The following is a 24322-nucleotide window of genomic DNA, read 5'->3' as shown; positions in this document are numbered from 1 at the left end:
CGCTTCCCATGGCAATGCACTCACTTGATGGGTGGGGGCCTGCATCAGCACGCGAGCGCCTGAATTGCCGATCTCGCTCAGCTGCTTAGCTTTCCCAGGGAGATACTCTGGCCGACCCAATGCCTTCTGCGGCCCGCTGTGCTGCGCAGCGGCGTCCCCAATGGCACGAGTCTCCATGCCGACTGCGTCTTCCGGACGAGCAGCAAGGGCAATTTTTTCGCGCCCGAGTGCGGACTTCCGGAGATGAGCTAGTGCAGCCATCCTCCGGTCACCACTGGAGATCGTATAGCGTTTGGCATCTTCATCCAGCGACCCCTCGTGAAGCCGAGCCGCAATCCCCGGCTTTTTGTTTTCAACCAGGTATTGACTGAAACGTCTAAGAGCAGATCCATAGGCCTCAATGGTACGGGGATTCGGCCCGGTCGCAGGCGCTTCTTTGTACTCTTTGATGAGAGCCGCTGCGTACTCTTTGATGAGCACGGCGTCGGCAGGGTCGGGATTCAGGACAGCGCGGTCCCTCACTGGCGCTCCGCCCGCCCACGTCTTGAGACGACCCAGTGCCACAGCCACGTCCGAGGAGCCACTCTTGCTCACGTACTCCCTGAGATCCTGATCCAGCGCGTCAAGCCGAGCAGCAAATCCCGGCTTGTTATTTTCAAGGAGCCAACGACTAAAGCCGAGAAGAGAATTTACACGGCGCGTGACCGTGCTCTCGTTGACCTTACCCGCGTAAGCTGACCTCAGCCCTTCGACAAGGGTCGCATCGTTGGAATAAAGAGGACCCTTGTCGTGACCGGAGACCACTATTGGAGGATCTGGCTGCACCGCCGCCGGCACAGAACGAGCAGGGTCACGCAACTCGAACGGTGCGGGGGGATTCAGATCAACCACTGACGAATCCGGCGCATGATGATGGCGCGCCGTTGAGTGACCCGGCTGCAGCACCGAGGCACCTAGCATCGACCCACTGCCTCCGGCGTACGGCGCCGCGGCGTGTTCTTGTCCGCTCCCTTGCATCATGGGCTGCGCTTCCCATCGGGCCGCGGCTTCGATGAGGCTCAGGTCTCCCTGAGACGGATGAGGATGGAACGGGTCTGGCAGAGCCGGAACGCCGGGGGCGGGAATTTGGGCAGCGGCTTGGCGCGCCTCGCCCGAGCGCTGCTCAAAGCCCTCTTGCCCGGCCTGTGCCGCTTGCTCTTGAGATGCCGGGGGCTGCACCTGCCGCCAACCTGTTACATTGGATAGGTCAAATTTGTGCCGGTTCACGCTAGCCTCACGTCCACAGATCAGCTGAGCAACCTACTCGGGCATACTTACGAGAAGCTGACGAGGTCCGCGGTCCCGGAGCGGGTAATTTTCTGCGCGCCGATTGCGCTGGCGCGACGTAGCCCGGCCTTTTGCCAGCTCGGCAGCTACGGCTCGCAAAGAGCGTCGTAAGGCTTGCGGAGCCGCCCCTCAGCTCCCGTCGAGGAGCAATCCACAATTCACATATTTGGAGATGGCTCGCTGGTTTACCGGTGTCGCTTTTACTTCCCGATTTCAAACAGGGAAAAGTCAGGTGTTGTTTAGGTTTTGGCGCTACGACAGCCCCGATTTTCCGCTAACGATTTCATTGGTCGCTCATTTGCCGAACCGATTACACAACCGAAAAGCAACTCCTTCCCATCTCTCTCCGATGAAGCATGGTCCGCGGCACGTCGTGTAGCCCGCGAGCTGGATAAGATCCTCCATGGTGCGGGGCCCCGTCAGGCGCCAATCGAGCGGGCCGCCGCGGAGCTGCGCCTGTCGACCCGCCAGATCTACAATCTGCTGGCGCGCTACCGCATCGACCGGACCGTGACGTCGCTGCTGCGCGACGGGGACGGGACTCGGAAAAAGCGACTTGACCAGGGTATCGAGGAGATCATCGTGAAGACGCAGTGGCTCGTGCTGGAGGCTCCGCCGCTCGCTCCCGTCGTGGCCGAGGTCCGGGCTCGCTGCGAGGAGGCCGGCCTGGCCACTCCATCCTATCTCACCGTCGCGCGTCGCATACCCTCGCTGTTCAGCCCCGAGGAGATCGCGAGGAAAAGATCAGCGAACCCGAAGCATCTTCAACGGCTCAAGGCGCGGCCGGGTTACATCCATGCCACGCACCCGCTGGATGTCTGCCAGATCGATCAGACACCCACCGACATCAACTTCGTTGAGGTCGTCGACGGTGGTGGAACCTTCATCGGCCGCGCATATCTTACGATCGTTAGCGACGGAAGATGCTGCGATCGCATGCGGCGCCGCGATCGCCACGCTCGATGCGGTCGTGCGCCGGGACGAAAAATGGGCCGGCGCCTGGCGGCAGCGCCTCGCACTCGGCGCGGCCGCGGCGACGGTGCGGCAGGCGGGCCGCACTCGAAGCTACGCGGAGAAATTCGGACGGAATTTCGCCCGAGAGATCAAGCGACGGTCAGCCGGCTGCCTGGGCGACAAATGGCATCTCGACGAATGTGTCGTGGCTATCAGTGGCAAGAAGCAGTGGCTCTGGCGTGCCGTCGATCAGGACGGCTTCGTCCTCGAAGTGCTGGTACAAAGCCGCCGAAATGCCAAGGCGGCAAAGCGTCTGATGCGCAAGTTGAAGGCTCAAGGGCGGACACCACGGATCATGATCACCGACAAGCTCCGATCCTATGATGCCGCCATGCGCGACCTCATGCCCGGCGTCGAACACCGGTCGCACACAGGCCTGAATTATCGAGCGGAGAATTCGCACCAGCCGACCCGACGACGCGAAAGGATCATGAAACGCTTCAAGTCGGCACGCCAGCTTCAGCGGTTCGTTTGCATCCATGATCCGATTGCCGACCTGCTCCACTTTCCCTGCAATGCGCTGTCATCGGCTCAACATCGAGACCTGCGTAACGCCGCCATGCATTGTGTCGCCACAGCGTGACAGCCGTCCCGGCCAGCTATCGCTGCATCAAGCCGCTGAAACTTACAGTGCCGGGCGCGCTGCTACCTGAATTTCCTTACCGCTCAATCAATGTGACAGCACCGATTCTTCTCAACCGCGGCATGCCCTAAATCGTCACTTGCGTTCCGATCTCGACGACGCGTCCGGTCGGGATCTGGAAATACTCTGTCGCATCGGCCGCCGAGCGGGCGAGCCCGATGAACAGCTTGTCCTGCCACACCGGCATGCCGGAATTGGGCGATGCTTTGAGCGAGCGCCGCGACAGGAAGAACGACGTCGTCATGATGTCGAACTTCCAGCCCTGCTTGCGGCAGATCGCCAGCGCGCGCGGAATGTTGGGCTGCTCCATATAGCCGAAGGTCAGCGTCACCCGCATGAACAACTCGTTGACTGTCTCCATCTTGACCCGCTCGCTGTCGGGCACCAGCGGCTGCGGTGCGGTGACCACCGACAGAATGACGTTCTGCTCGTGCAGCACGTTGTAGTGCTTCAGGCTGTGCATCAGCGCTGTCGGCGCGCTTTGCGGATCGCTGGTCAGGAACACGGCGGTGCCGGACACCAACTGCGGCTTCTTCTTCAACAGATTGCCGGCGAGGAAATCGAGCGGGATTTCGTTGCGGCGGGTCTTGTCGAAGAGATAGCGGCTGCCGCGCACCCAGGTCCACATTGCCAGAACGATGGTGAAGGCCACCGCCAGCGAGGCCCAGCCGCCCTCGAATACCTTGACGATGTTGGAGGCAAAGAAGCCGATGTCGATGAATGCGAACACCGACGCCATCGCCACCGCCACCCACAGCCGCCATTTCCAGATGCGCGTCATGACGACGAAGAGCAGCACCGTCGTCACCAGCATGTTGCCGGTCACCGAGATGCCGTAGGCGGAGGCCAGTTTGCTGGACTCGCCGAAGCCGACGACCAGCATCATCACCACCAGCGCCAGCAGCAGATTGACGCGCGGCATGTAGATCTGGCCCGATTGTCTCTCCGACGTGTGCGAGATTTGGAGGCGCGGCAGCATGTTGAGCTGCACCGCCTGCCTGGTCAGAGAGAAGGCGCCTGAAATCACCGCCTGACTGGCGATGACCGTTGCAGCGGTTGCCAGCACCACCATCGGGATCAGCGTCCAGCCTTCGTTCATCTCGAAGAATGGGTGGCCGACGTGACCGTTCTTCGCCAGCACGAAAGCGCCCTGCCCGGCATAGTTGAGCAGCAGGCAGGGAAACACGATCCACAGCCAGGCGACCACGATGGGCCTGCGTTCGAAATGGCCGAGATCGGCATAAAGTGCTTCCGCGCCGGTGACGGCAAGGAAGATGGCGCCGACGGTGACGAAAGCGACGTCGGGCGAATTGATCAGGAAGGCGACAATGTAATGCGGGCTGATCGCCCACAGGATTTCCGGGTCGGCGATGATGTGGTTGAGACCGGAAAGGCCGATCGCCAGGAACCATGCAGCGGTCACCGGACCGAAGACTAATCCCACCCCACCCGTGCCAAAGCGCTGCACCGCGAACACCATGGCGAGGATGACCAGGGTCAGCGGCACCACATAAGGCTGGAAAGCAGGCGTGACGACGTTCATGCCTTCGACGGCCGAAAGCACCGAAATCGCGGGCGTGATGACCGCGTCGCCGAAAAACAGCGAGGCGCCGACGATGCCGATGCCCAGGATCACCGCCGACCGCTTGGGGAAACTGCCGCGCGCTAACGCCATCAGCGACAGCACGCCGCCCTCGCCGCCGTTATCGGCGCGCAGCACGAACATGATGTACTTGATGGTGACGATGATAGTCAGCGACCAGATGATCAGCGACAGCACGCCGAGGATATCGCCGCGCTCGGCGACATTGCCGCCCGACGACGCCACCAGCGCCTCACGGAACGCGTAGATCGGGCTGGTGCCAATATCGCCATAGACAACGCCGAGCGCGCCTAGCATCAGCACCTTGGGGCTTTGCTGTTCGATTGCCGGATGGCTCGACTGTTCGACGGGTTCTGCCTCGCTACCAGTATTGGTAAGGACCATGGACGACACTCCGATAAGGGGCGGCCCTCTACCTTTGCTGCACTGCAATATCAAGTGCCGCGACGTAATGGCTCCGTATGCGGACCGCATTTGTTGCCGCACCGGCGGATTGTCTCATACGAAACCACGATCCCGCTCCCGGGCCATTTCCTCGACGAGACGCAGGCTCAAGGGGACCTGAAGGAGGGCCAGACCGGATGGGCGATGATCTGCGGCAGGAAACGATGGCGCTGCTTGTAGCTGACGGCATATCTTTCTCCTGTGTGTGTCTGCCAGACGAGCGGGCGGGCACGGAAGTGGTCGCGCTCTACTGCCAGACATACTCGTCGAACCTGATGAAAATCTGACTTGTACACCCAGCCCAAACAGGTGCGAGGGGTCGGTCTATTACCAAAGGCTCTGAGGGCTGATTCTCTAGGGTTCCCGCCCAGATTGATCCGTGACCCTTGTTGTGTACCGCCCCGGGTTGATCGGAGGCTCCAACTCCTGAGAAGGTGGAACCATGACAAGCAAGACGACCAACAAGTTCTCTCCCGAGGTCCGAGCCCGTGCGGTGCGGCTGGTTCTGGATCACGAAGGCGAGCATGCCTCGCGGTGGGCGGCGGTCTCGTCGATCGCCGCCAAGATCGGCTGCAAGAAAGCCGAGCGTGACGGCGGCGTGCGCGCCGGAGTTCCCACGGATGCTGCGACGAAACTGAAGGCTCTGGAACGCGAGAGCCGCGAGCTTCGCAGGCCAACGAGAGCAAGGCTTCCGCGTATTTTGCCAGGCGAAGCTCGACCGCCGGTTCAGGCCACGATCGCGTTCATCGACGATCACCGCAAGGCGCATGGGGTTGAGCCGATCTGCAAGGTGCTGCCGATCGCCCCGTCGACCTACCACGACCATGTCGCCAAGCGCGTCGACCCCTGCCGGCTGTCGGCCCGGGCAAGATGGGATACAGCCTCGAAGGATGAGGTCCGACGGTTTGAGGCGAACTTCCGCGTCTACGGCGTTCGCAAGGTCTGGCGGCGGTTGCGTCGCGAGGGCTTCGACGTCGCCCGCTGCACGGTTGCCCGCTTGATGAAGGCCATGGGCCTCGAAGGCATCGTCCGCCGATCCGCACTACGGTGAGCGACAAGGCCGCACCTTGCCCTCTCGACCACGTCAACCGCCAATTCCATGCTCCGCGCCGAACATGCTGCGGGTCTCCGACTTCACCTGCGTCGCGACCTGGACGGGCTTCGTCTATGTCGCCTTTGTCATCGACACCTATACCCGTCGGATCGTCGGCTGGCGGGTGAGCCGGACGGCGCGCAGCCTTCGTTCTCGATGCCCTGGAACAGGCATTGTTGCGAACTCGGGCCCGTTCGCGCGGTACGCGCGTTCGCGCGGTACGGGCAACGCTCGGCCTGAACGCAGACATGCGGTCAGTCCTCGGCGCAATGCTCCGCGTCCTTGAATGTACAAGGAGTGATAGATCGTCTCGTGGCTGATCCGCATGGTTTGATCCTCTGGGTAATCGATCTGAAGCCGATTTAGCGATCTGCTCGGGGCTCCAGGCTGCCGACCACCTCCGGCTCTGTCGTTTTTTCCATACCCACCTTGGGGCCCTCGAATGAGGCGCCATTGGGGTTGGTGACTTTGCCGGCCAAGCGCTCCTCAACATATTCACGCAGAGCCGGATTGACCGCCAGCTTGCCAGGAGGCCGCCGGGACTCACGATCGGCGTGCCATTGGGCGGCACTGGCCGGTAATCCAGATTGCCGCTGCGCGTCGCGGCATTGCGCCTGACCTCCCGCGAGATTGTGCTCGGCGGCCGACCTAGCTTACGAGCAATGGCCCGGATGCCGATTCCCTTGGCAAGCTCAAGCGCAATATCCTCGCGCTCCCGAAAGAAAGATATCGCCCCGAAGGCGGCTTCGCCCACGGCGCCAAATGCGTTGGCGGCATCCCTCCTGTACTCCGAAACCAGCGCGGACCAAGAGGCGTTGATGTACCGGCATCCAGTGCGGCCTCCTCGCTCGAATGTCCCAAGGCAATAGCTTGCCAGAACCGGAAGCGATTCTCACGCTGCCAGGCAGGCGGACGCCCGGGCGAATCTAGCTTCTTTCGAGTGCACCGATCTGAAGCGCGTTGGTGAACCGTCATTGCAACCTCCAATCCCTTGGTGTTGCGACGACCGGTTGAATCCGCCCAACACGTCAGCATTCAATACACCGAGCGCTTGGCGGAGGCCGGCGTCGAATCCGCAGTGGGCAGTGTCGGCGACTCTTTCGATAATGCTCTCGCGGAAACGATCAACGGTCTTTACAAGGCCGAGGTGATCCATCGACGCGGACCCTGGCGCTCATTCGAGGCCGTCGAGTTCGCCACGCTCGAATGGGTCGACTGCTTCAACAATCGCTGGCTGCTGGAGCCCATCGGCAACATCCCGCCGGCCGAAGCCGAGGAACGCTACTACGCCATGTTGGATGAACCAGCCATAGCCGCGTGACTCAAACGAAACGGCCTCCGGAATGCCCGGGGCAGTTCACAATTTGATGCCAGCTTCATCGTATTTTCTTCGGCTTGGACGGGCACTTGGCAGACCCACAGAGCTGGGAACCCTTTGCCAAACTACAACTGTAACATCATATCGGTTTAGCAGGTCAAGCTTCGGTGGTAACCTCATTGGGTAGAATAACTACTTTGGAGGCGAGCAATGGATCGCGATAACAAACGGGCACGTGCAGCTGCAAGATCATCTCAAGGCGTGGGGAGCAGTAGCCTCCGTGACGTTCCAGAGGGGCCATTGAGCGATGTTGCAGAACGGCTGGTAACCGCTAACCCGCGCGATACAGCGCGAAATCTTGGGGGCTTCAAAGGCCTCGGGACGCACGAGCGAACAGCCGTTCGGGGCACTCAACCCGGGCCAGAAACTGACCTCGCGAGATTTGAAAGGCGGACCAATCGGCTTGGACGATCAGCCATCAATCTGGCCGCGACATTAACAGCCGAATTGGGGTACAGCACGGATGACATAGCATTGCAGAAAGTCGGAGCGGCCAGTAATCTAGGCGATTACCTAACGCCAGGGCTGCAAGATGCTATTGTTAATCGCATTGGCAACATGGATCCGCCGTCGCAAGCTCTCGGAGCTTATTACGTTGCGCCACACTTCAGTAAGTTTAGTGACGAAAATAAATCTCGCATTCTTGATCAGGCCATTGGATTGGCTTCTTCTGATCCGGATGGCAATGTCAGAAACATGGCGTCCAATGCTATTCTCAACATGTATCCCCAGTTAGACGCAAATCAACAGGCCCAAGCTCACTCAGTTTTTCCCGGCATGCAAGACATCTTGCCGCACATGCCGCCGCCGCAGCATGCAGCAGAGGAACGGAGTGCGAATCTGGACGGCCACATAGCAGGTATTGAGGCTGCAGTCCGTGATACAGTAGGCCCGCAAACCTCCTATGAACAGCTGCAGCGGGGTGCTCAAATCGGGCGGTCCATAAACCACGCCTTCAATCACGCCCGAGAGGACCTAATGGAGGCCACCAGAAGCAGAGATCGCTCCGGCCGTTGAGGTCTCGGCCATGGTACAGTGACGCTTTCTCTCCCGAAATCCGTTTACGGCCTTGCCGTTTCCAATTCGCTGGCCGTTGACGTACCTGCTTAATGTAACTTTCAAAAACCACGTCTGCCGGGTGATGCGCTGCAAGCATCGCACCACCCACTGCAATCGATCTGTCGAGCGGCGACATCGCGCGACGCCGGTTCGGTCTCTGAAGCACGCGCAGCATTAGCTACGGCTAATCCGGCAATGGAACAATGCTTTCAACAAAAACGACGCCCCCCAACATAGCCATTAGCATCGCGTGCTCACTCGCCGTGGGCTTCTGTGCGGCAAGTCTTTACGCAACCTTCCGCCACGGCGGCAGCGGCGAGGCTCTGATGGCGTTTGATGTCCGTGCCTTTTGGTTTGAGACGCCCTTCTATTTGGGTTTCGCAACCCCCGTTTTCTATCGGGGCGCGGCTATCGTGCTCTCGACGTCCGCGGTCGTCTTGCTGATTCAGCAGATCGTATTGCGCCGCAAGCTCGAACACCACGGGACGGCTCGTTGGGCTCGAGTGGATGAAATGCGACGCACGGGATATCTGCGACGATACCGTGGCGTGACAGGGCCGGTGTTTGGGAAGACAAGTGGCCCTTTCTGGCCTGGCTACTACCTGACCAATGGCGAGCAGCCTCACAGCCTCATCGTTGCACCGACCCGCGCTGGCAAGGGCGTCGGCATAGTCATTCCAACGCTACTTACATTCAAAGGCTCGGTGATAGCTCTGGACGTCAAGGGGGAGCTCTTTGAGCTCACCTCGAGGGCGCGCAAAGCCGCAGGTGACGACGTGTTTAAATTCGCGCCGCTGGATTCGGAGCGGCGCACAAACTGCTACAATCCGCTGTTGGATCTTATAGCGCTGCCTCCACAGCAGCAATTCACCGAAGCCCGCCGTTTGGCCGCAAACCTGATCACGGCCAAGGGGGAGGGCGCGGAAGGTTTCGTCAGCGGCGCGCGAGATATCTTTGTCGCGGGAATCCTTGCCTGCATCGAGCGGGGCACGCCAACAATCGGCGCCGTCTATGACCTCTTCGCCCAGCCGGGGGAGAAGTTTAAGCTCTTCGCGCGACTCGCCATGGAGACTCAGAACAAAGAGGCACAACGCATCTTCGACGACATGGCGGGGAACGATACGAAAATCCTAACCTCCTACACTTCCGTGCTCGGCGATGGCGGGCTCAACCTGTGGGCGGATCCCGCTGTAAAGGCGGCCACAAGTCGCTCGGACTTTTCGGTCTATGATCTTCGCCGTCGCAGAACGTGCATCTATCTTTGCGTTGGTCCGAACGACCTTGAGGTGATCGCGCCTTTGATACGCTTGTTTTTTCAGCAAATCGTTTCAATTCTGCAGCGGTCGCTGGCCCGCCGGGATGAAAAGCACGAGGTTCTCTTCCTGCTCGACGAGTTCAAGCACTTGGGTAAGCTGGAGGCGATCGAGACCGCAATCACGACTATCGCGGGCTACAAGGGGCGTTTCATGCTCATCATCCAAAGCCTTTCGGCACTGACGGGGGCTTATGGAGAGGCTGGCAAGCAGAATTTTCTCAGCAATACCGGACTGCAAGTGTTCATGGCCACGGCTGATGACGAGACTCCGAACTACATTTCCAAGGCCATCGGTGAATACACGTTTGAAGCCAAATCGATTTCCCACAGCCAGGCGCGAACGTTCGACTGGACCATTCAGAATTCACATCAAGGTGCACCGCTATTGCGTCCCGAACAGGTTCGGCTGCTCGATGACGACTACGAGATTGTTCTCATCAAAGGTCTGCCACCATTAAAATTGAGGAAGGTGCGTTATTTCTCGGATCGCATTCTGAAACGCATCTTTGAACGCCAGACAGGCGCCCTCCCGGAGCCGGCGCCCTTGACGGGAGCAGAGGAGGCGCTCTCCGCCGAATCTCAACTCGATGACCCGCTGTGTGAATTGGCGCAGGACTTTGACGATACAGTTTGATGTGAGGCTGGTGTGGACCCCGCGAAAAAATCCATCCCGTGTAACAGCTTTGTCGCAGGTGCAGGACGCCGGCTTGGAAGAGGGGCAAGCGGTCCAGGCCCGGCAAGTGGGCTTTGAGCAGCACGTGTCCGAGGCGCTCCGGCCGCTGTTCGATGGTCGAGCTGACGAGCCGCCAACCAATCCAGAGGAGCTTCTGCGACTGGAACAGGGGGTTTCGCGAGGTGCTTCAGCGAGGGCAGGATCATCAAGCCGCCTCGTCTTTTTTCAGCAACCCGGGGTGCTCGCTGGACGGGATGACCTCAACAGAAGCGTGTCGGAGGCTTTCGCAAGCTCTGGGACGCCGGAGTTCGGGCCGCCGCCCCCAGTCTTGGCTGCCAGCGAACAGCAGATCCGCCCCTCGCCGGATGCGCTTGACCAGGGCAACCACCTGCCACCCGAGTGAGTCGTCCCAACAATGAACATTCCGCAGCGCTGTTGTGGCCAGCGGAGACGCATAGGGCCCTGAATACGCAGCAAGCCGTCGCCATTCAGCAGCAGCTGAGCGAAATCGGCAATTCAGGCGGCCGCGTGCCTATGCAGAGAGGGGCTGATGCGATCTTCGGACCGGTAGCTCTCGCCGTAATTGATCAGGCTGGTTTACTGTTGGAAGGCTTGACCAGCCTCGTCACCCCAATCTCCAGCATAGCTCACTGTCACGCGGCCAACGTGCCTCCGTAGCTAACATCTACGTCAGCGTTGAAGAAGTACCCTGCGCCACGGGATGTTTTGACCAGGCGAGGGTTGGCCGCATCAGCCTCCAGCTTTCGGCGCAAGCGCATGATTAGGACATCGATACTTCGATCGTACACCTCTTCTCCACGCACACGGCTCGCGAGCAAAAGCCGTTCTCTGGATAGCACGTTGCGGGGGTTCTCCAGAAATGCGATCAAGAGATTGAACTCACATGCGGTAAGCTTGACCTCGCCACGCTCCGCACAGATCAGTCGCCGCTGCTTCACGCTGAGCTTCCAGGCCCCAAAGCGAAATGAGCGCTGCTCTCTGGTTCGCGGACTAGAAATGCGCTGGCGTAGCGCTACTCGAATGCGGGCCAAGAATTCGCGCATCCCGAAAGGCTTGGGAATGAAATCGGTTGCGCCGAGCTCCAGTGCAACCACTTTTTCCGCCTCATCAAGCCGGTCGCCGCTGATCACTATGATAGGAACATCCGATTTTGTCGCCAGATTGCGGACGATTGCAAGTCCATCCTCCCGGCCTAGGTTAAGGTCAACAACCACGAGATCGACTGGCTCACGTGAAAGAACATAGTCAAACTGCTTGCTATCGTGGACTGCGGTTACCTTCAGGGCATGCATCGTGAGATACTCGGCGATGAGGCGCCGCATTGCGGCATCATCGTCAATGACAAGAACATGTTTCAACGGCACACCTTCCCGATGTCTAAACCTGTTGCCGAGCAACCCTGGGACACCGACCCAGAACAGCTGCCCTTGATACCACTCGCCGTTGCGTGCGGCCAATGTGAGGCCGTGCTCGTCCTGGTCTTTTCATCCCTAGCGAATTGACCGCACCAAGGCAGCCCGTGGCCACCAGACAGGTCCAAGCGCCGACATGACCCTGCCGTGTGGTCATTCGCTTTTTCGCTTCGAGCTCCCCCGTTGGTGCAGGCCTGCCAATATCACTCGAGTTCGACCTCATGGATGCCAAGTTTCCTGCTATGCCCTTGCATCCTGGTCATCCTGGAGTTTGCGGACCTGGATCATCTCGATATCCTGCGGCTCGTGGATCCAGCTCGGACATGGTTGAGCAGCGCGGCGTTTGGCTTGATCGGAGAGGCGGTCGGCGGAAGAAGACCGTGATTCGCTGCAGCGGCCTTGTGCCAAATAGTATGTCTCCTGCCAAGCCGGCTTCGTCCAAGGTGGCCGGCGGCCTCAAATGCTGTTCGGGCGACCGGCAGGTCGCCGGTTGCGGTGAACGTCCGGGCTAACATTTCTCAGTTACTGCAACTCCTCCATCTTGAGCGTGTCACTATGCTTGTCCATTGCGCCGTCGGACTCCGTCAATGACGTGCGGTTTTCTGCCGATGGGACTGTGCATGATCCTCCCTTTGGCGGCGGCGGCGGCCGAACAGCTGAACCAGGCTCGCACCAGGATGGGCTGCGCCGCCACGTCTTCCCAGTTGACCCTCGCCCCCGCGGATTTGCGCCTTCGAGCCAGCTTCGCGGACGAGCTCGCGACTCAAGCAATGATCTGAGTGTGCAGGGCCGCGCATGGCTGCTCTTAAAGCACCGGCAGCATACCGGTAAAGTTGGGCTGCTTTATCGCCTTCGTCGATTCCCCACGGTGATCCCGAGCCTGAACAAACCCGCCAAGCTCCCCATTTTGTCCTTGGCTTGGCGCTGACAGAAGTACCATCCATGGCGCCGAAGTCGCGGCCTACAGTCCAGGAGCAACGGACGGCCGGGACGAGCAATCCTGCACAGGAGTCATCGTACCAAGATGCTCCGGATGTCGCTGGCTGATCGGGCCCGCGCCACCCACGCATGCGCAAGATGCTCACCCACGCTGACACGAACACGGTCTTTGCTTCAGTTGAAACCGAAAAGCTGAACTTGAACATCACACAGTAACAAACCTCCCCGATAAGCGCGTGCCGGACAGGGCCAGAACCCGTCCGGCGGCTTGGAAAGGTAGGTGATAGGGAATGTTTATTGCAGCTTGGCCGCTGGCCATCGTCCTGTTGACATCCATGTCACTCCCAGCCGAGCCCGCGCCACTTTCTCCGCGTGAGTTCCGCAGCCTGTCGCGCAAATGCGCTCCCTGGGTTGCGCCGTCCACCCTGGCCGCGATTGCCAAGATTGAAAGTGGCTTTGACACGCTGGTGGCTCATGACAACACCACAGGTGAGCAGCTTCGCTGGATAGACCACCTGGAAGCCACGCGGGGCATCAAGGAACGCCTCGAAGCACAACATTCTGTCGATGTTGGATTGATGCAGATAAACAGCAAGAACTTTGCCATGCTCAATCTTACGCCGGAAAGGGCTTTCGAGCCCTGCGCCTCGCTTTCGGCTGCCGCCCACTTGCTTGAAAGCCGGTATGCCGGCGGCACCACTGCTGTGGCACAGCAACTGGCGCTTCGCCGTGCCATCTCGGCCTATAACACGGGCGACGTCACGCGTGGCTTCGCCAACGGTTATGTACGCAAGGTCGAGGCGGCCGCAAAGGACATCTCAAGTCTCCTTGAGCGAACGCTGGAGCCGACTGCTCGAGATGTGCCGCACCTTGAGGCACCCGGTCGGAAAGCCGTGCCGCCTCTGCTCCAGCAGAGCCAACAGGCCAATAGAAAGAAGCAGCCCAACCAAGATTCTTGGGACATTTGGGGCTCGTATCAGCCAGACCGCTCCGGTGCCGATCCCTCCGGTCCGACAGGCAGCCAGGCTGCGAAAGCACGGGAACCCGCGAACCCGAACAAACTCGTATTCGATTGAAACATGGAGATGCAATGATGACGCCACTCAAGATACTTCGTGCGCTTAAAACGCGTGTTCCTTCGCCTTTTTCCATGCTGCGCATGGCGGCTGAATATGTACCGGCTGCTGCTGCAGGCGCGGCGTGGACGGTCTTCTACAGCGGGCCAGCCGCGGCTCAGGTGACCGGAGGGACGGATCCTGCCAAGATGGTCCAGAATATCTGCACGTTCATACTTGGCCCCTTTGGACAATCACTGGCCGTGCTCGGGCTCGTAGCCATCGGTATCTCTTGGATGTTCGGTCGTGCTTCACTTGGCCTGGTTGCGGGTGTCGTTGGAGGGATCGTCATCATGTTCGGGGCCAGCTTCCTGGGCAAGGCGCTTATAGGCGGTGGCTGATGAGCGACCGGTTGGAAGTGAGCACCCTCTATGTGGCGGCGACGCGCCCCGCACTGTTTCTGGGGGTGCCGCTGACGCTGGCCGGATTGCTCATGATGTTGGCTGGGCTTGTTATCATTATCCTTCAGAACCCGCTCTACGAAATCGTTCTCGCGCCACTCTGGTTCGGAGCACGGCTGGTTGTTGAGCGTGACTATAACGCGGCAAGCGTCGTGCTGCTCTATTTGCAGACGGCCGGCAGAAGCGTGGACGGGCCGGTCTGGGGAGGCGCAAGCGTCAGCGCCAATCCGATCAGAGTGCCGAAACGCGGAAGAGGAATGGTGTAATGTTCGGCGCCAGCGGCCGGACCGAGAGGTCTGGCGAGATCTACCTTCCGTATGTTGGTCACGTAAGCGATCAGGTTGTCCTTCTGGAAGACGGATCGATCATGGCCATGGCACATGTGAACGGTGTGCCCTTTGATTTGGAAGACGCTGAGATGCGCAACTCGCGCTGCCGCGCGTTCAACACTCTCTTGCGCAACATCGCCGATGACAATGTCTCGATATACGCTCATCTTGTGAGACACAACGATGTGCCGGCGCCGGCGCCGCGCCAGTTTCAAAGTGCATTCGCTGACAGTCTGAGCGAGGCCTACGAGCGTCGTGTGCTGTCGGGAAAGCTCTTTCGCAACGATCACTTCCTCACTTTGATCGTGTCCCCCCGCACCGCAATCGGCAAGATCGGCTTGCGGATTGCCAAGTCCCGCAGACGGAATGAGCACGATCTAGCCACCCAAATGCGGAGCCTGGAAGACCTCTGGCACATCATTGCTGGCGCACTCGGCGGTTACGGTCTGCGCCGGTTGGGCATTCGTGAGAAAGGCAACGTGCTCTTCACGGAAATCGGCGAGGCGCTTCGGCTCATGATGACTTGCCGGTTTCTTCCGGTTCCGATGGTTACCGGCTCACTTGGCGCCTCGATCTACACTGACCAGGTCATCTGCGGGAAGCGGGCGCTTGAGATTCGAAGGCCCGGGGATAGCTCCGTCGGATCATTGTTTTCGTTCCGTGAATATCCGGCGACGACGCGGCCGGGCATGCTAAATTCCTTGCTGTCCGCCAACTTCCCGCTTGTCCTGAGCCAGAGCTTTTCCTTCCTCACTCGCCCACAAGCTCATGCCAAACTAAGCCTTAAGTCCAGCCAGATGACGAGTGCCGGCGACAAGGCTCTCACCCAGATCAATGAACTTGCCGAGGCAGAGGACGCACTGGCAAGCAACGAATTCGTGATGGGTTCGCATCATCTGAGCCTGTGCGTCTATGCCGACAGCCTCAATAGCCTTGCAGATCGCGCAGCAAGTGCCCGCGCACGGCTGGCCGACGCGGGCGCCGTTATCGTCCAAGAGGGCATCGGCATGGAGGCCGCATATTGGTCCCAACTTCCGGGGAACAACAGGTGGCGCACGCGCCCGGGGGCGATCACCTCACACAATTTTGCCGGGCTCGTCTCATTTGAGAACTTCCCAAGCGGTTCCAGTTCCGGCCACTGGGGCAATGCTGTTGCGCGCTTTCGCACAAACGGTGGAACTTCTTTCGACTACATCCCCCATGAGAATGACGTCGGCATGACGGCAATATTCGGGCCCGTTGGCAAAGGCAAGACGACGCTGATGACCTTTGTCCTCGCGATGCTTGAGCAAAGCTTGGTCGATCGCAATGGTGCGATCGTCTTCTTCGACAAGGATCGGGGTGGTGAACTGCTGGTGCGAGCCACGGGAGGGACATATCTTGCGTTGCGCAGAGGCGCTCCGAGCGGCTTGGCCCCTCTGCGTGGACTGGACAACACCTCCGCCTCTCGGGACTTTCTGCGCGAGTGGTTGATGGCCCTGATCGAGAGTGACGGCCGTGGTCCGATCTCGCCGGAGGAAAGCCGTCGGCTGGAACGCGGCATTGTTCGTCAGCTTTCGTTCGAACCCCCTATGCGCTCACTTGCGGGCCTGCGCGAGTTCCTATTGCACAGCCCCTCCGAGGGCGCAGGAGCACGGCTGCAGCGGTGGTGTAGAGGGGGGGCGCTTGGATGGGCCTTTGACGGCGACGTGGACGAAGTAAGGCTGGATGCCTCCATTACGGGCTTCGACATGACGCAGCTCCTGGAATATGAGGAGGTCTGTGCACCGGCCGCCGCATACCTTCTGCATCGAGTGGGCGCTATCGTCGATGGTCGTCGGTTCGTCATGAGCTGCGACGAATTTCGATTCTATCTACTCAACCCCCAATTCTCGGCCACTATCGACAAGTTCTTGCTCACGGTCCGCAAAAACAACGGCATGTTGATACTCGCAACGCAGCAGCCTGAACACGTTCTGGAATCGCCTCTCGGAGCTAGTCTCGTTGCGCAATGTATGACGAAAATTTTCTACCCATCACCTACGGCGGACCGCTCTGCGTATGTCGATGGCTTGAAGTGCACTGCGCAGGAGTTCGAGGCAATCCGCCAGGGAATGGCAATCGGCAGCCGCAAGTTTTTGCTCAAGCGCGATAGCGGGAGTATTGTTTGCGAATTCGATCTTGGGCAGATGCGCGAGTACGTAGCCGTACTCTCGGGGCGGGCCAACACAGTGCGCTTTGCCGACCACCTTCGTAACCAGCACGGAGACGCCCCAAGTGGGTGGCTCGACAAGTTCATGGCCCGGTACCATGAAGTTCAAGACTGACGGAGGAATATTCATGAAACTTGCCAAACTTGCAGTAACGACCCTTGCTGCTTCCCTTCTGCTTCACGGACAGGCCCGGTCGCAATGGATCGTCACCGACCCTGGAACAGAAATACAAACGACCTTAACAGCGATTTCCAATGCGGCGATCCTTGAGAGGTCAATCGAGACGCTCGCTACCACGATCGAAATGGTGACAATGCTAACGTCGTCATTCGCTGTCACGGGACTGCTAAGCTCACTGAACCAAGGAAATCATTACCCGTCGAGCAATAAGCTGGAGGAGCAGATGTTTGATGCTCGGGCGCCAGCTTCGATTATGGCCCGTAACATTGCGGAGGACCCAAATCGGATAGTCACGGGCGACGATTCAGAAGCGAAACTGTTAAAGGGACAAATCGCTGGGGCCGCCAATGCCGCAGCTATTGCAGCCGACACTTTGGGCATAATGGACAAGCGCCTTAAGGATAACGCCGGCACGCTTGGTCAGCTTTCCCGCTCGGGAAATATTATGCAGGCCACCGTGACCAACGGTCTGGTCCTCAAGCAGATTCACGATGCGATGATCCAAAATGCCCAAGCCACGAGTCTGCTGACGATGGCCACTGCACAAGGGAGCCTTCACGCCGCTGAGGAGGCCGCCACGCAGCGTCGCGAACATCGGGACACCGCTCGCATTTTTGACCCCCTCCCGTGAACGCTGAGTTCATCAGGCTCAGCTGCGCTGATCAGGGACACATCAGGCTCACGCCATGAATTTCAAAATTCCCGCGCCATTCACGACTATACACGCGATCTTTCATGGGGCCTTCACGTTGGGGCTGCACAAAGTGCTTGGAAAGATCCAAGAGGCGGTCAGTGCGCCTCTGGTGGCGTGTGTCACGCTTTGGATAATAATCCAAGGCTTTCTGGTCATGCGTGGTCAAGTCGATGCGCGCGGGGGTATCTCGCGCGTAATCATGGTGTCGATTGTCGTCGCCCTTATCTTAGGGCAGGCCAACTATCAGTTGTACATTGAATCCCTCTTCGACGACACGATTCCGAGGTTGGCTCACGACATCAGTGGCAGCGACTTGCCCTTCACCGGAATCCCCCAGAAGCTCGATCTCATGTTTGCTTCAAGCCAGTATGTCTTTCAGCTGATTGCTTCCGAAATTGGGCCTATGAACGGCCAGGACATACTTGCTTTCGAGGGAGCGCAATGGATTTTCTATGGCGCGCTGTGGACAGCGTTCGAGATCTACGATGCCGTTGGAATTCTGACGAAGGTGCTCTTGACGATCGGCCCCCTGGTCCTTGTAGGCTACCTTTTTGATCACACTCGAGACATAGCCACCAGATGGATCGGCCAACTGCTCTCGTACGGGCTGCTGCTTCTCCTCCTCAACATCGTGGCAACGATAGTAATCGCTGCCGAAGCAGTCTCGCTGGCAGCCATGCTTTTGATGATCAAATTCTCGGGCACGACAGCAGCCAAGATCATCGGGCTTTACGAGCTCGACATGCTTTTCCTAGCTGGTGACGCTCTGATCGTCGCGCTTCCGACGATCGCCAGCAGCATCGCCGGCGGCTCTTGGGGAGGTGCGAACCGACCTCTTAACAGCCTCAATCGCCACTTTGCCAAAACGGCGGGTGGTTAATCAATCGACAAGCTCGGTGCCAAAAACATGAAATATTGCCTACTTCTGTCAATCCTCGCTTTGGCCGCCTGCAAGACAAGCCATGGGCTTGCGACGTGCGCGGGTGCCCCATTCCAACTGAACGTGGGACAATGGGAAACCACCCCTGAGGATCTTCAGGTCGAATGCGCGGAAGAGCCAAAGTGAAATTTCCTGAACATGCCCTTCTGGTGGAGAGAGAAACGCTAGCCGCCCACTATAAGAAGGTGGAAGCGTTTCAAACTTCACGAGCGAAGTCTGCGCGGCGCCTGTCAAAGGCCCTGATAGCCTTTGCCGCAGCGGCGGTCCTAGGAAATGTTGCCCAGGCATTTACCATCGCTGCCATGGTCCCGTTGGCCAAGCTCGTACCTGTGTTCCTCTGGGTCCGGCCGGATGGGACCGTCGACAGCGAAGTGTCAGTCTCTCGACTGCCGGCAACCCAAGACCGAGCCGTCATAAATGCTTCGCTGTGGGAATATGTACGCCTGCGCGAGGGGTACACAGCAGATACAGCCCAATACGCCTATGACCTCGTATCCAGTTTCAGCGCGCCGGCTGTGCGACAGCAATATCAAGATTTCTTCAACTATCCGAATCCCACCTCGCCGCAAGTCACGGTCGGCAAGCGCGGCAAGCTCGAGGTCGGGCATATTTCCTCAAACGACATCAGTCCGGACGTTCAACAGATCCGTTACAAACGTACGCTTGTTGTCGATGGGCAGATGCCGATAGTGACCACCTGGACAGCTACCATCCGCTACGAGCGCTTGACGGGTCTGCCTGGGCAATCGAGGCTCACCAATCCGGGAGGTCTACTCGTCACTTCTTATCAAGGCTCGGAAGATAGCGTATCGAACCTGGGCTATGTGCAGCCATGACAAAAAGAGCGTTTCTCGCGCTGGTCTGTTCACTCTTCTTAACGATGGAAGCGTCCGCGGAAGACACACCACTTGCCGGCAAGCATGATGCGCGCATGCGCTACCTGGCTTACCGTCCCGACGAAGTAGTGCGCCTGTCTACCGCAGTGGGGGCAACGCTGGTTGTCACATTCGCGGCCAACGAGACAGTCGCAGCCGTGGCCGTTTCCAATAGCAAAGACCTGGCTGCGCTCCCGCGCTTCAACTATCTCTTTTTTAAGGCTAGCCGGATGCTCCCGCCGCAGCCGGTCATCGTGCTGGCCGAGAGTGAGTCCGGTACACGGAGATACGTCTTCAGTATTTCAACGAGAGCGATGCCAAAACTCGATGAGCAGCAACCTGACCTATACTACAGTGTGCAGTTCACCTATCCTGCTGATGAGGCTGCTGCTCAGAGAAAGGACGCAGAAAGGCGCTCGATTCTTGGTCAGGCCCGGGCGAAAGTGCTGCACGACGAGAGAGTTCAGGATTTGTTGAATCGGCCCGCCGCAACTACCAGTCCGGACGAAAGCAATTTTCACTACGTCGCAAAGGGCGATCGATCGCTGGCGCCGCTGCAAGTTTTCGATAATGGCTTTACCACCGTATTTGGCTTCGCAAGCAATTCCCGCATACCCTCCCTCTACATTATCAATCCCGACGGCAAGGAAGCCGCTGCCAATTACACGGTCAAAGGGGACTATGTTGAAGTATCCGCAGTCGCCCGGGAATGGCGTCTGAGAGATGGCAATACGGTCTTGTCCATTTTCAACAGGGCTTATGACCCTGTGGGACGAGCGCCAGGGACCGGTACAGTGACACCCGACGTGTGGCGCGTTTTGAAAGGCTCGGCCGATGAATGAAACCGGCCCACAGTCGGGACATGATGTCCATGCCTCCGGATCGATGGTCTCGGAGCCGGCCCGCCGGCATGTTTCGGGATTGCAGAAGTTGGCCGTCGCTGCTCTTGTTCTCATCTCATCTCTATCGCTCATCTGGCTCGGCGGTCGTCCCAGCACACAAGACGAGCCAACTCAGCCAAAACCTCCAATTGTCGCCGACGCCGAGCCATTCCGCCCCGTGCCGATTGAGATTGCTCCCGAACCTCCAGCACCCGTACAGGCGGCGCAGGCAGGAGATCCTGCGCCATCCACGCCGCCTCCGGCGCCAGCTGATCCGCCGCCGGAGGAAACACCAATTTTCGCCTACAGTGGCAGCGGTCAAATGCCCAACGACGGTCAGCGGAGCGAAGACAACCATAGGGATGCTCCCGCGACCTCGCATGAGATTTCAGACGCTGGCGATCTGACGGGGCGATTGAAGCCAGATATACAGGAGCCAAGCCGGGCCACACTTTTGCCGCACCCTGATCTCGTGATTACTCAAGGAACGATAATTCCCTGCATTTTGCAAACGGCAGTCGACACAAACTTACCGGGTTATGTGAAGTGCGTCTTACCTAAAGACGTCCGCGGCGCCACCAACAACGTGGTGCTTTTGGATCGCGGGACGACCGTGATTGGCGAGATCCAGCGTGGTCTCCAACAGGGGGATGCGCGTGTCTTCGTGCTGTGGACGCGCATCGAAACGCCTGACCATGCCCTCGTTTCGCTAGCATCGCCGGGCGCTGACGAGCTCGGCCGCTCCGGAATGCCTGGCACGGTGGATAATCACTTCTGGCAGCGCTTTGGCGGAGCAATGCTCATGAGCGTCATTCAAGGCGCGTTTCAGGCCGCCGGTCAATACGCTGGCAGCTCAGGTGGAGGAAGCGGCATCAACAGCTTCCAGAGCAACGCCGGACAAGCCGTTGACACGACCCTTAGAGCAACGATCAACGTTCCGCCAACTCTGAAGAAAAACCAGGGAGATGCTGTATCCATCTTTGTGGCTCGGGACCTCGATTTCTCGGATGTATACGATCTTAGAGCGACCGCCGTGGCGCCAGCCCCCCAACATCGCGAACGCCGGAGAGACAACAATGCGACCGGAGGCTGACCCTCAATTGCGTTTGCTTCTCAACCCTGTTCTGAAATGGCTTGAGGAGCCAAGGACCGAAGAGGTCGCTATCAACCGGCCTGGGGAAGCCTTTGTCCGACAGGCCGGCGTTTTCACGAAACATCCGCTACCACTATCTTATGACGATCTGGAGGACATCGCGATCCTCGCTGGAGCGCTGCGCAAGCAAGATGTCGGACCGCAAAGCCCCCTCTGTGCGACTGAGCTGCCGAACGGAGAGCGGCTGCAGATCTGTTTGCCGCCCGCTGTTCCCTCAGGAACAATAAGCCTGACGATACGGCGTCCCTCAAGTCGTGTGACCGAACTCAAGGAAGTTTCTTCTCGCTACGAATACTCGCGTTGGAATCAATGGCGGTCACGAAAGGAGCGTCAAGAGCGGCAGGACGAAACGATTCTTCAGCACTACGACAATGGTGACTTGGAGCAATTTTTGCGAGCGTGCGTTTGCGGGCGGCTCACGATGCTGCTTTGCGGACCTACTGGAAGCGGCAAAACGACAATGAGCAAGACTTTGATCAACGCTATACCCCCGCAAGAGAGGCTGATAAGTATCGAGGACACGCTCGAACTTGCAATCCCGCACGAGAACCATGTCCGGTTACTCTATCCGAAGGACCGAGCAGGCGTAGGTGCGGTGACAGCCGAGCAACTGTTGCAAGCCAGCTTGCGCATGCGCCCTGATCGAATATTGCTTGGCGAGATGCGCGATGATGCTGCTTGGGCCTACCTTAGCGAAGTCGTCTCCGGCCATGCGGGATCAATATCAACGATTCATGGGGCGGATCCGGTCCAAGGCTTTAAAAAGCTCTTTTCACTCGTCAAGAGCAGCCCGCAAGGAGCTGCTGTGGAAGACCACACGCTTCTTGACCTGCTGTCGGCTGCCATTGACGTCATTGTGCCGTTCCGTACCCACGGCGACGTGTATGAGGTGGGGGAGGTGTGGCTCGCCGCCGATGCCCGGCGACGCGGAGAGACAGTAGCCGACCTTCTTAACAAGCACTAAGGCTAGAGCACGTCGGGGATCGGTAAGTGGTTTGTGATACGATGGCGTAATTTGTTCAGATTGAACGTCCACTTTGATTTGACGGAGGTGGATAATGGGAGGAGGACTGGGCGTAGACCTTCGGTCACAAGTCTGAAGTCTTCGGGCGCCCTGTCGGCGCGGCAAGCTGCGGCACGATTCGACTGGGTGTATCGAGCGCGTCCGCTGAATTGCGCGGGCGACGCTCAGCGAGCCGGTGCCGATGCCTGCTTCAAAAGCGGCATCGACACCCGGCAGGTCGTACCCTTGATTTACCTAGCCGCGCTCAATGAGCGTGTTCAAAGCCGCCGAACGTGGTTCGGAATGACCGGTTGGTAAATCGGGAAGTGCCATATAGGGAATCCTCCTGGTATTGCCTCCAGGGGGTCCTCTCAATGAACAAAGCCGCAACCTGCCCTTGCGACCTCAGCTGGAGTTTGCGACGCAACCCATATAAGAGGATCGATGCGCAGAGAAATCGCAGGCAGAGTCGGTGGCATTGTGGGCTGGCCGACCGACGGTTTCAGCCCGTCAACAGGTCTTCACGTGTTCTACCCGACTATTGCAGGCGTGCGGCTTGCATGCTCCCGCGATCACCCATCGGAAAGAGCGTTACGAACACTACGACGAGTTGCGCGACTTCTGCTGTCGCCCCGGTCTTACAGCGGACGGTGACCTGTCCTACCTTGATAGGACGTGAAATGCGAACGCTGCTCATTGATCATCATGTGGATCTTACGCGCGCCGTGCGAGCTGCGCTCGGGGATAGCGGTTTTGCCGTTGATGTAGTTGGCAACCTGGAACAGGCGTCGAGGGCATTTTGTTGCGCAACCTATGAAATTCTCCTGCTGGAGTTGGCTCTGCCAGATGGCGATGGCTTGGGCTGGCTGAGACAGCTAAGGAGCGACGGGCATTCAGTTCCAACCCTCATTATGAGTAGCATCAACGATCTCGAGAAGCGAATTGCAATTTTCAACGGTGGCGCGGACGACTTTCTGCTCAAGCCCGTCTCTTTCGATGAGCTCATCGCCAGAATGAGAGCCATTCTGCGCCGGTCGACACAGGTGACCGACCCCATCGTTGTATTTGGCAATCTCAATTTCGATCCGATCGGCCGACAGGTTTCCGTCTCGGGTCATCCTCTGAAGATCGCACGCCGCGAACTATGTATTTTAGAGCATCTGCTTATCCGTGCAGGCCGCATCGTGCCTCGTGCGCAGTTGGAAGATCACCTCTATTCGTTCAACGACGAGGTATCTGCCAACGCGCTTGAAGTCGGAATCTATCGCTTACGTGGACACCTGAGTAGGTCAGGTGCAACGCCACGGATCACGACCGTGCGCGGCATTGGTTACCTTCTTGAATTGACTGAGGCGGCATCCGCATAGTTGGTCTAAATTGAAAGAACAGACTGCCTGCCCGTCGTCAGGTTGAGCTTGTGGCCATAATCGACATCGCGGCCGCCCTTGACGATGGTGTCGGCATGCGGTTCGAACGGCTCTGTCGCAAACCTTTTGATAAGCGGAGCATGGCAAGAAACACTCCTCAGCTGTGGAGGAGCACGTGATGTTCAACGGCCGCCATTTCGACCAGTCGGTGATCCTGCTGTGCGTGCGCTGGCACCTGGCCTACAATCTGAGCCTGCGCGATCTGGAAGAGA

The 24322-nt window shown here is 58.8% G+C and carries 18 protein-coding genes, 6 pseudogenes and 1 other annotated feature; of the genes and pseudogenes, 19 read left to right on the top strand and 5 right to left on the bottom strand.

Annotation, left to right across the window (positions count from 1 at the left end):
- Both NKH57_RS29195 and NKH57_RS33925 read right to left on the bottom strand, forming a co-directional pair.
- Window positions 1–1266 (bottom strand): annotated as a pseudogene (locus NKH57_RS29195) (hypothetical protein); the annotation flags it as partial.
- Between the two features lie 804 nt (window positions 1267–2070).
- Window positions 2071–2283, bottom strand: coding sequence for a hypothetical protein (locus tag NKH57_RS33925; protein WP_502907349.1), 213 nt, complete (start codon window positions 2281–2283; stop codon window positions 2071–2073).
- A gap of 109 nt (window positions 2284–2392) precedes the next feature.
- Between NKH57_RS33925 and NKH57_RS29180 the strand changes: the two are divergent.
- Window positions 2393–2923, top strand: a pseudogene (locus NKH57_RS29180) (IS6 family transposase); the annotation flags it as partial.
- 127 nt (window positions 2924–3050) lie between these two features.
- Here the strand turns inward: NKH57_RS29180 and NKH57_RS29175 are convergent.
- A complete protein-coding gene (locus tag NKH57_RS29175; protein ID WP_352949555.1) occupies window positions 3051–4970 on the bottom strand; it encodes a potassium transporter Kup in 1920 nt (639 codons plus the stop codon).
- A gap of 197 nt (window positions 4971–5167) precedes the next feature.
- Here NKH57_RS29175 and NKH57_RS29170 point away from each other — a divergent pair, with 197 nt between their 5' ends.
- Window positions 5168–5317: a hypothetical protein gene (locus NKH57_RS29170; RefSeq protein WP_352949553.1), complete on the top strand. Its 150-nt coding sequence runs from the start codon at window positions 5168–5170 to the stop codon at window positions 5315–5317.
- Between the two features lie 155 nt (window positions 5318–5472).
- Window positions 5473–6311 (top strand): annotated as a pseudogene (locus NKH57_RS29165) (IS3 family transposase); the annotation flags it as partial.
- Window positions 5723–5838 (top strand) — a sequence feature (AL1L pseudoknot). (Overlaps the previous pseudogene by 116 nt.)
- Here NKH57_RS29165 and NKH57_RS29160 read toward each other — a convergent pair.
- A pseudogene (locus NKH57_RS29160) lies at window positions 6274–7098 on the bottom strand (transposase); the annotation flags it as partial. The pseudogenes NKH57_RS29165 and NKH57_RS29160 overlap by 38 nt on opposite strands.
- Before the next feature lie 43 nt (window positions 7099–7141).
- Between NKH57_RS29160 and NKH57_RS29155 the strand changes: the two are divergent.
- The 3 genes and pseudogenes from NKH57_RS29155 to virD4 all read left to right on the top strand — a co-directional run.
- Window positions 7142–7444 (top strand): annotated as a pseudogene (locus NKH57_RS29155) (transposase domain-containing protein); the annotation flags it as partial.
- Between the two features lie 531 nt (window positions 7445–7975).
- Window positions 7976–8518, top strand: coding sequence for a hypothetical protein (locus NKH57_RS29150; protein WP_352596260.1), 543 nt, complete (start codon window positions 7976–7978; stop codon window positions 8516–8518).
- A gap of 245 nt (window positions 8519–8763) precedes the next feature.
- Window positions 8764–10509 (top strand): type IV secretion system ATPase VirD4, encoded by a 1746-nt coding sequence (gene virD4 / locus NKH57_RS29145; protein WP_023709052.1) that lies wholly within the window; start codon window positions 8764–8766, stop codon window positions 10507–10509.
- A 692-nt stretch (window positions 10510–11201) separates the two neighbouring features.
- On the opposite strand, the gene virG is transcribed toward virD4, so the two are convergent.
- Entirely contained in the window at window positions 11202–11927 is a 726-nt protein-coding gene (virG, locus tag NKH57_RS29140) for a two-component system response regulator VirG (protein ID WP_023685159.1), read from the bottom strand.
- Window positions 11928–13210: 1283 nt separating this feature from the next.
- On the opposite strand from virG, the gene NKH57_RS29135 reads away from it, so the two are divergent.
- From NKH57_RS29135 to NKH57_RS29075, 13 genes and pseudogenes are all read left to right on the top strand, one after another.
- A complete protein-coding gene (locus NKH57_RS29135) occupies window positions 13211–13996 on the top strand; it encodes a type IV secretion system lytic transglycosylase VirB1 (protein WP_352657695.1) in 786 nt (261 codons plus the stop codon).
- Between the two features lie 74 nt (window positions 13997–14070).
- Entirely contained in the window at window positions 14071–14376 is a 306-nt protein-coding gene (gene virB2 / locus NKH57_RS29130; protein ID WP_023673707.1) for a pilin major subunit VirB2, read from the top strand.
- Window positions 14376–14702, top strand: coding sequence for a type IV secretion system protein VirB3 (locus tag NKH57_RS29125; protein WP_023679584.1), 327 nt, complete (start codon window positions 14376–14378; stop codon window positions 14700–14702). The genes virB2 and NKH57_RS29125 overlap by 1 nt, the downstream gene beginning before the upstream one ends.
- Window positions 14702–17071 (top strand): type IV secretion/conjugal transfer ATPase VirB4, encoded by a 2370-nt coding sequence (gene virB4, locus NKH57_RS29120; RefSeq protein WP_352949551.1) that lies wholly within the window; start codon window positions 14702–14704, stop codon window positions 17069–17071. The genes NKH57_RS29125 and virB4 overlap by 1 nt, the downstream gene beginning before the upstream one ends.
- 13 nt (window positions 17072–17084) lie before the next feature.
- Entirely contained in the window at window positions 17085–17768 is a 684-nt protein-coding gene (locus NKH57_RS29115; RefSeq protein WP_352657690.1) for a TrbJ/VirB5 family protein, read from the top strand.
- Between the two features lie 55 nt (window positions 17769–17823).
- Entirely contained in the window at window positions 17824–18711 is an 888-nt protein-coding gene (locus tag NKH57_RS29110; protein ID WP_352657687.1) for a type IV secretion system protein, read from the top strand.
- A gap of 27 nt (window positions 18712–18738) precedes the next feature.
- Window positions 18739–18897: a type IV secretion system lipoprotein VirB7 gene (locus NKH57_RS29105; protein ID WP_081731114.1), complete on the top strand. Its 159-nt coding sequence runs from the start codon at window positions 18739–18741 to the stop codon at window positions 18895–18897.
- Window positions 18894–19607, top strand: coding sequence for a type IV secretion system protein VirB8 (locus tag NKH57_RS29100; RefSeq protein ID WP_023785251.1), 714 nt, complete (start codon window positions 18894–18896; stop codon window positions 19605–19607). Before NKH57_RS29105 ends, NKH57_RS29100 begins: the two co-directional genes overlap by 4 nt.
- Window positions 19604–20488, top strand: coding sequence for a TrbG/VirB9 family P-type conjugative transfer protein (locus NKH57_RS29095; protein ID WP_352949548.1), 885 nt, complete (start codon window positions 19604–19606; stop codon window positions 20486–20488). Before NKH57_RS29100 ends, NKH57_RS29095 begins: the two co-directional genes overlap by 4 nt.
- Window positions 20481–21620, top strand: coding sequence for a type IV secretion system protein VirB10 (gene virB10, locus NKH57_RS29090; protein ID WP_352734093.1), 1140 nt, complete (start codon window positions 20481–20483; stop codon window positions 21618–21620). Before NKH57_RS29095 ends, virB10 begins: the two co-directional genes overlap by 8 nt.
- Window positions 21604–22644 (top strand): P-type DNA transfer ATPase VirB11, encoded by a 1041-nt coding sequence (virB11, locus tag NKH57_RS29085; protein WP_023762844.1) that lies wholly within the window; start codon window positions 21604–21606, stop codon window positions 22642–22644. The genes virB10 and virB11 overlap by 17 nt, the downstream gene beginning before the upstream one ends.
- Window positions 22645–23363: 719 nt before the next feature.
- Window positions 23364–24050 carry a response regulator gene (locus NKH57_RS29080; protein WP_023814396.1) on the top strand — a complete coding sequence of 229 codons (687 nt, stop codon included), beginning with the start codon at window positions 23364–23366 and terminating at the stop codon, window positions 24048–24050.
- A gap of 178 nt (window positions 24051–24228) precedes the next feature.
- Window positions 24229–24322, top strand: a pseudogene (locus tag NKH57_RS29075) (IS6 family transposase); the annotation flags it as partial.

This window comes from Mesorhizobium sp. M1050 (genome assembly GCF_040318715.1).
Lineage (GTDB): Bacteria > Pseudomonadota > Alphaproteobacteria > Rhizobiales > Rhizobiaceae > Mesorhizobium.
This window is presented reverse-complemented; position numbering and strand designations above follow the sequence as displayed.

Excerpts from the sequence above, each read along its gene's own strand:
- NKH57_RS29175 (WP_352949555.1), bottom strand. The coding sequence starts at position 4,970 with ATGGTCCTTACCAATACTGGTAGCGAGGCAGAACCCGTCGAACAGTCG.
- NKH57_RS29170 (WP_352949553.1), top strand. The coding sequence starts at position 5,168 with ATGGGCGATGATCTGCGGCAGGAAACGATGGCGCTGCTTGTAGCTGAC.
- virD4 (WP_023709052.1), top strand. The coding sequence starts at position 8,764 with ATGCTTTCAACAAAAACGACGCCCCCCAACATAGCCATTAGCATCGCG.
- NKH57_RS29135 (WP_352657695.1), top strand. The coding sequence starts at position 13,211 with ATGTTTATTGCAGCTTGGCCGCTGGCCATCGTCCTGTTGACATCCATG.
- virB2 (WP_023673707.1), top strand. The coding sequence starts at position 14,071 with ATGCTGCGCATGGCGGCTGAATATGTACCGGCTGCTGCTGCAGGCGCG.
- NKH57_RS29125 (WP_023679584.1), top strand. The coding sequence starts at position 14,376 with ATGAGCGACCGGTTGGAAGTGAGCACCCTCTATGTGGCGGCGACGCGC.
- virB4 (WP_352949551.1), top strand. The coding sequence starts at position 14,702 with ATGTTCGGCGCCAGCGGCCGGACCGAGAGGTCTGGCGAGATCTACCTT.
- NKH57_RS29115 (WP_352657690.1), top strand. The coding sequence starts at position 17,085 with ATGAAACTTGCCAAACTTGCAGTAACGACCCTTGCTGCTTCCCTTCTG.
- NKH57_RS29110 (WP_352657687.1), top strand. The coding sequence starts at position 17,824 with ATGAATTTCAAAATTCCCGCGCCATTCACGACTATACACGCGATCTTT.
- NKH57_RS29105 (WP_081731114.1), top strand. The coding sequence starts at position 18,739 with ATGAAATATTGCCTACTTCTGTCAATCCTCGCTTTGGCCGCCTGCAAG.
- NKH57_RS29095 (WP_352949548.1), top strand. The coding sequence starts at position 19,604 with ATGACAAAAAGAGCGTTTCTCGCGCTGGTCTGTTCACTCTTCTTAACG.
- virB10 (WP_352734093.1), top strand. The coding sequence starts at position 20,481 with ATGAATGAAACCGGCCCACAGTCGGGACATGATGTCCATGCCTCCGGA.
- virB11 (WP_023762844.1), top strand. The coding sequence starts at position 21,604 with ATGCGACCGGAGGCTGACCCTCAATTGCGTTTGCTTCTCAACCCTGTT.
- NKH57_RS29080 (WP_023814396.1), top strand. The coding sequence starts at position 23,364 with ATGCGAACGCTGCTCATTGATCATCATGTGGATCTTACGCGCGCCGTG.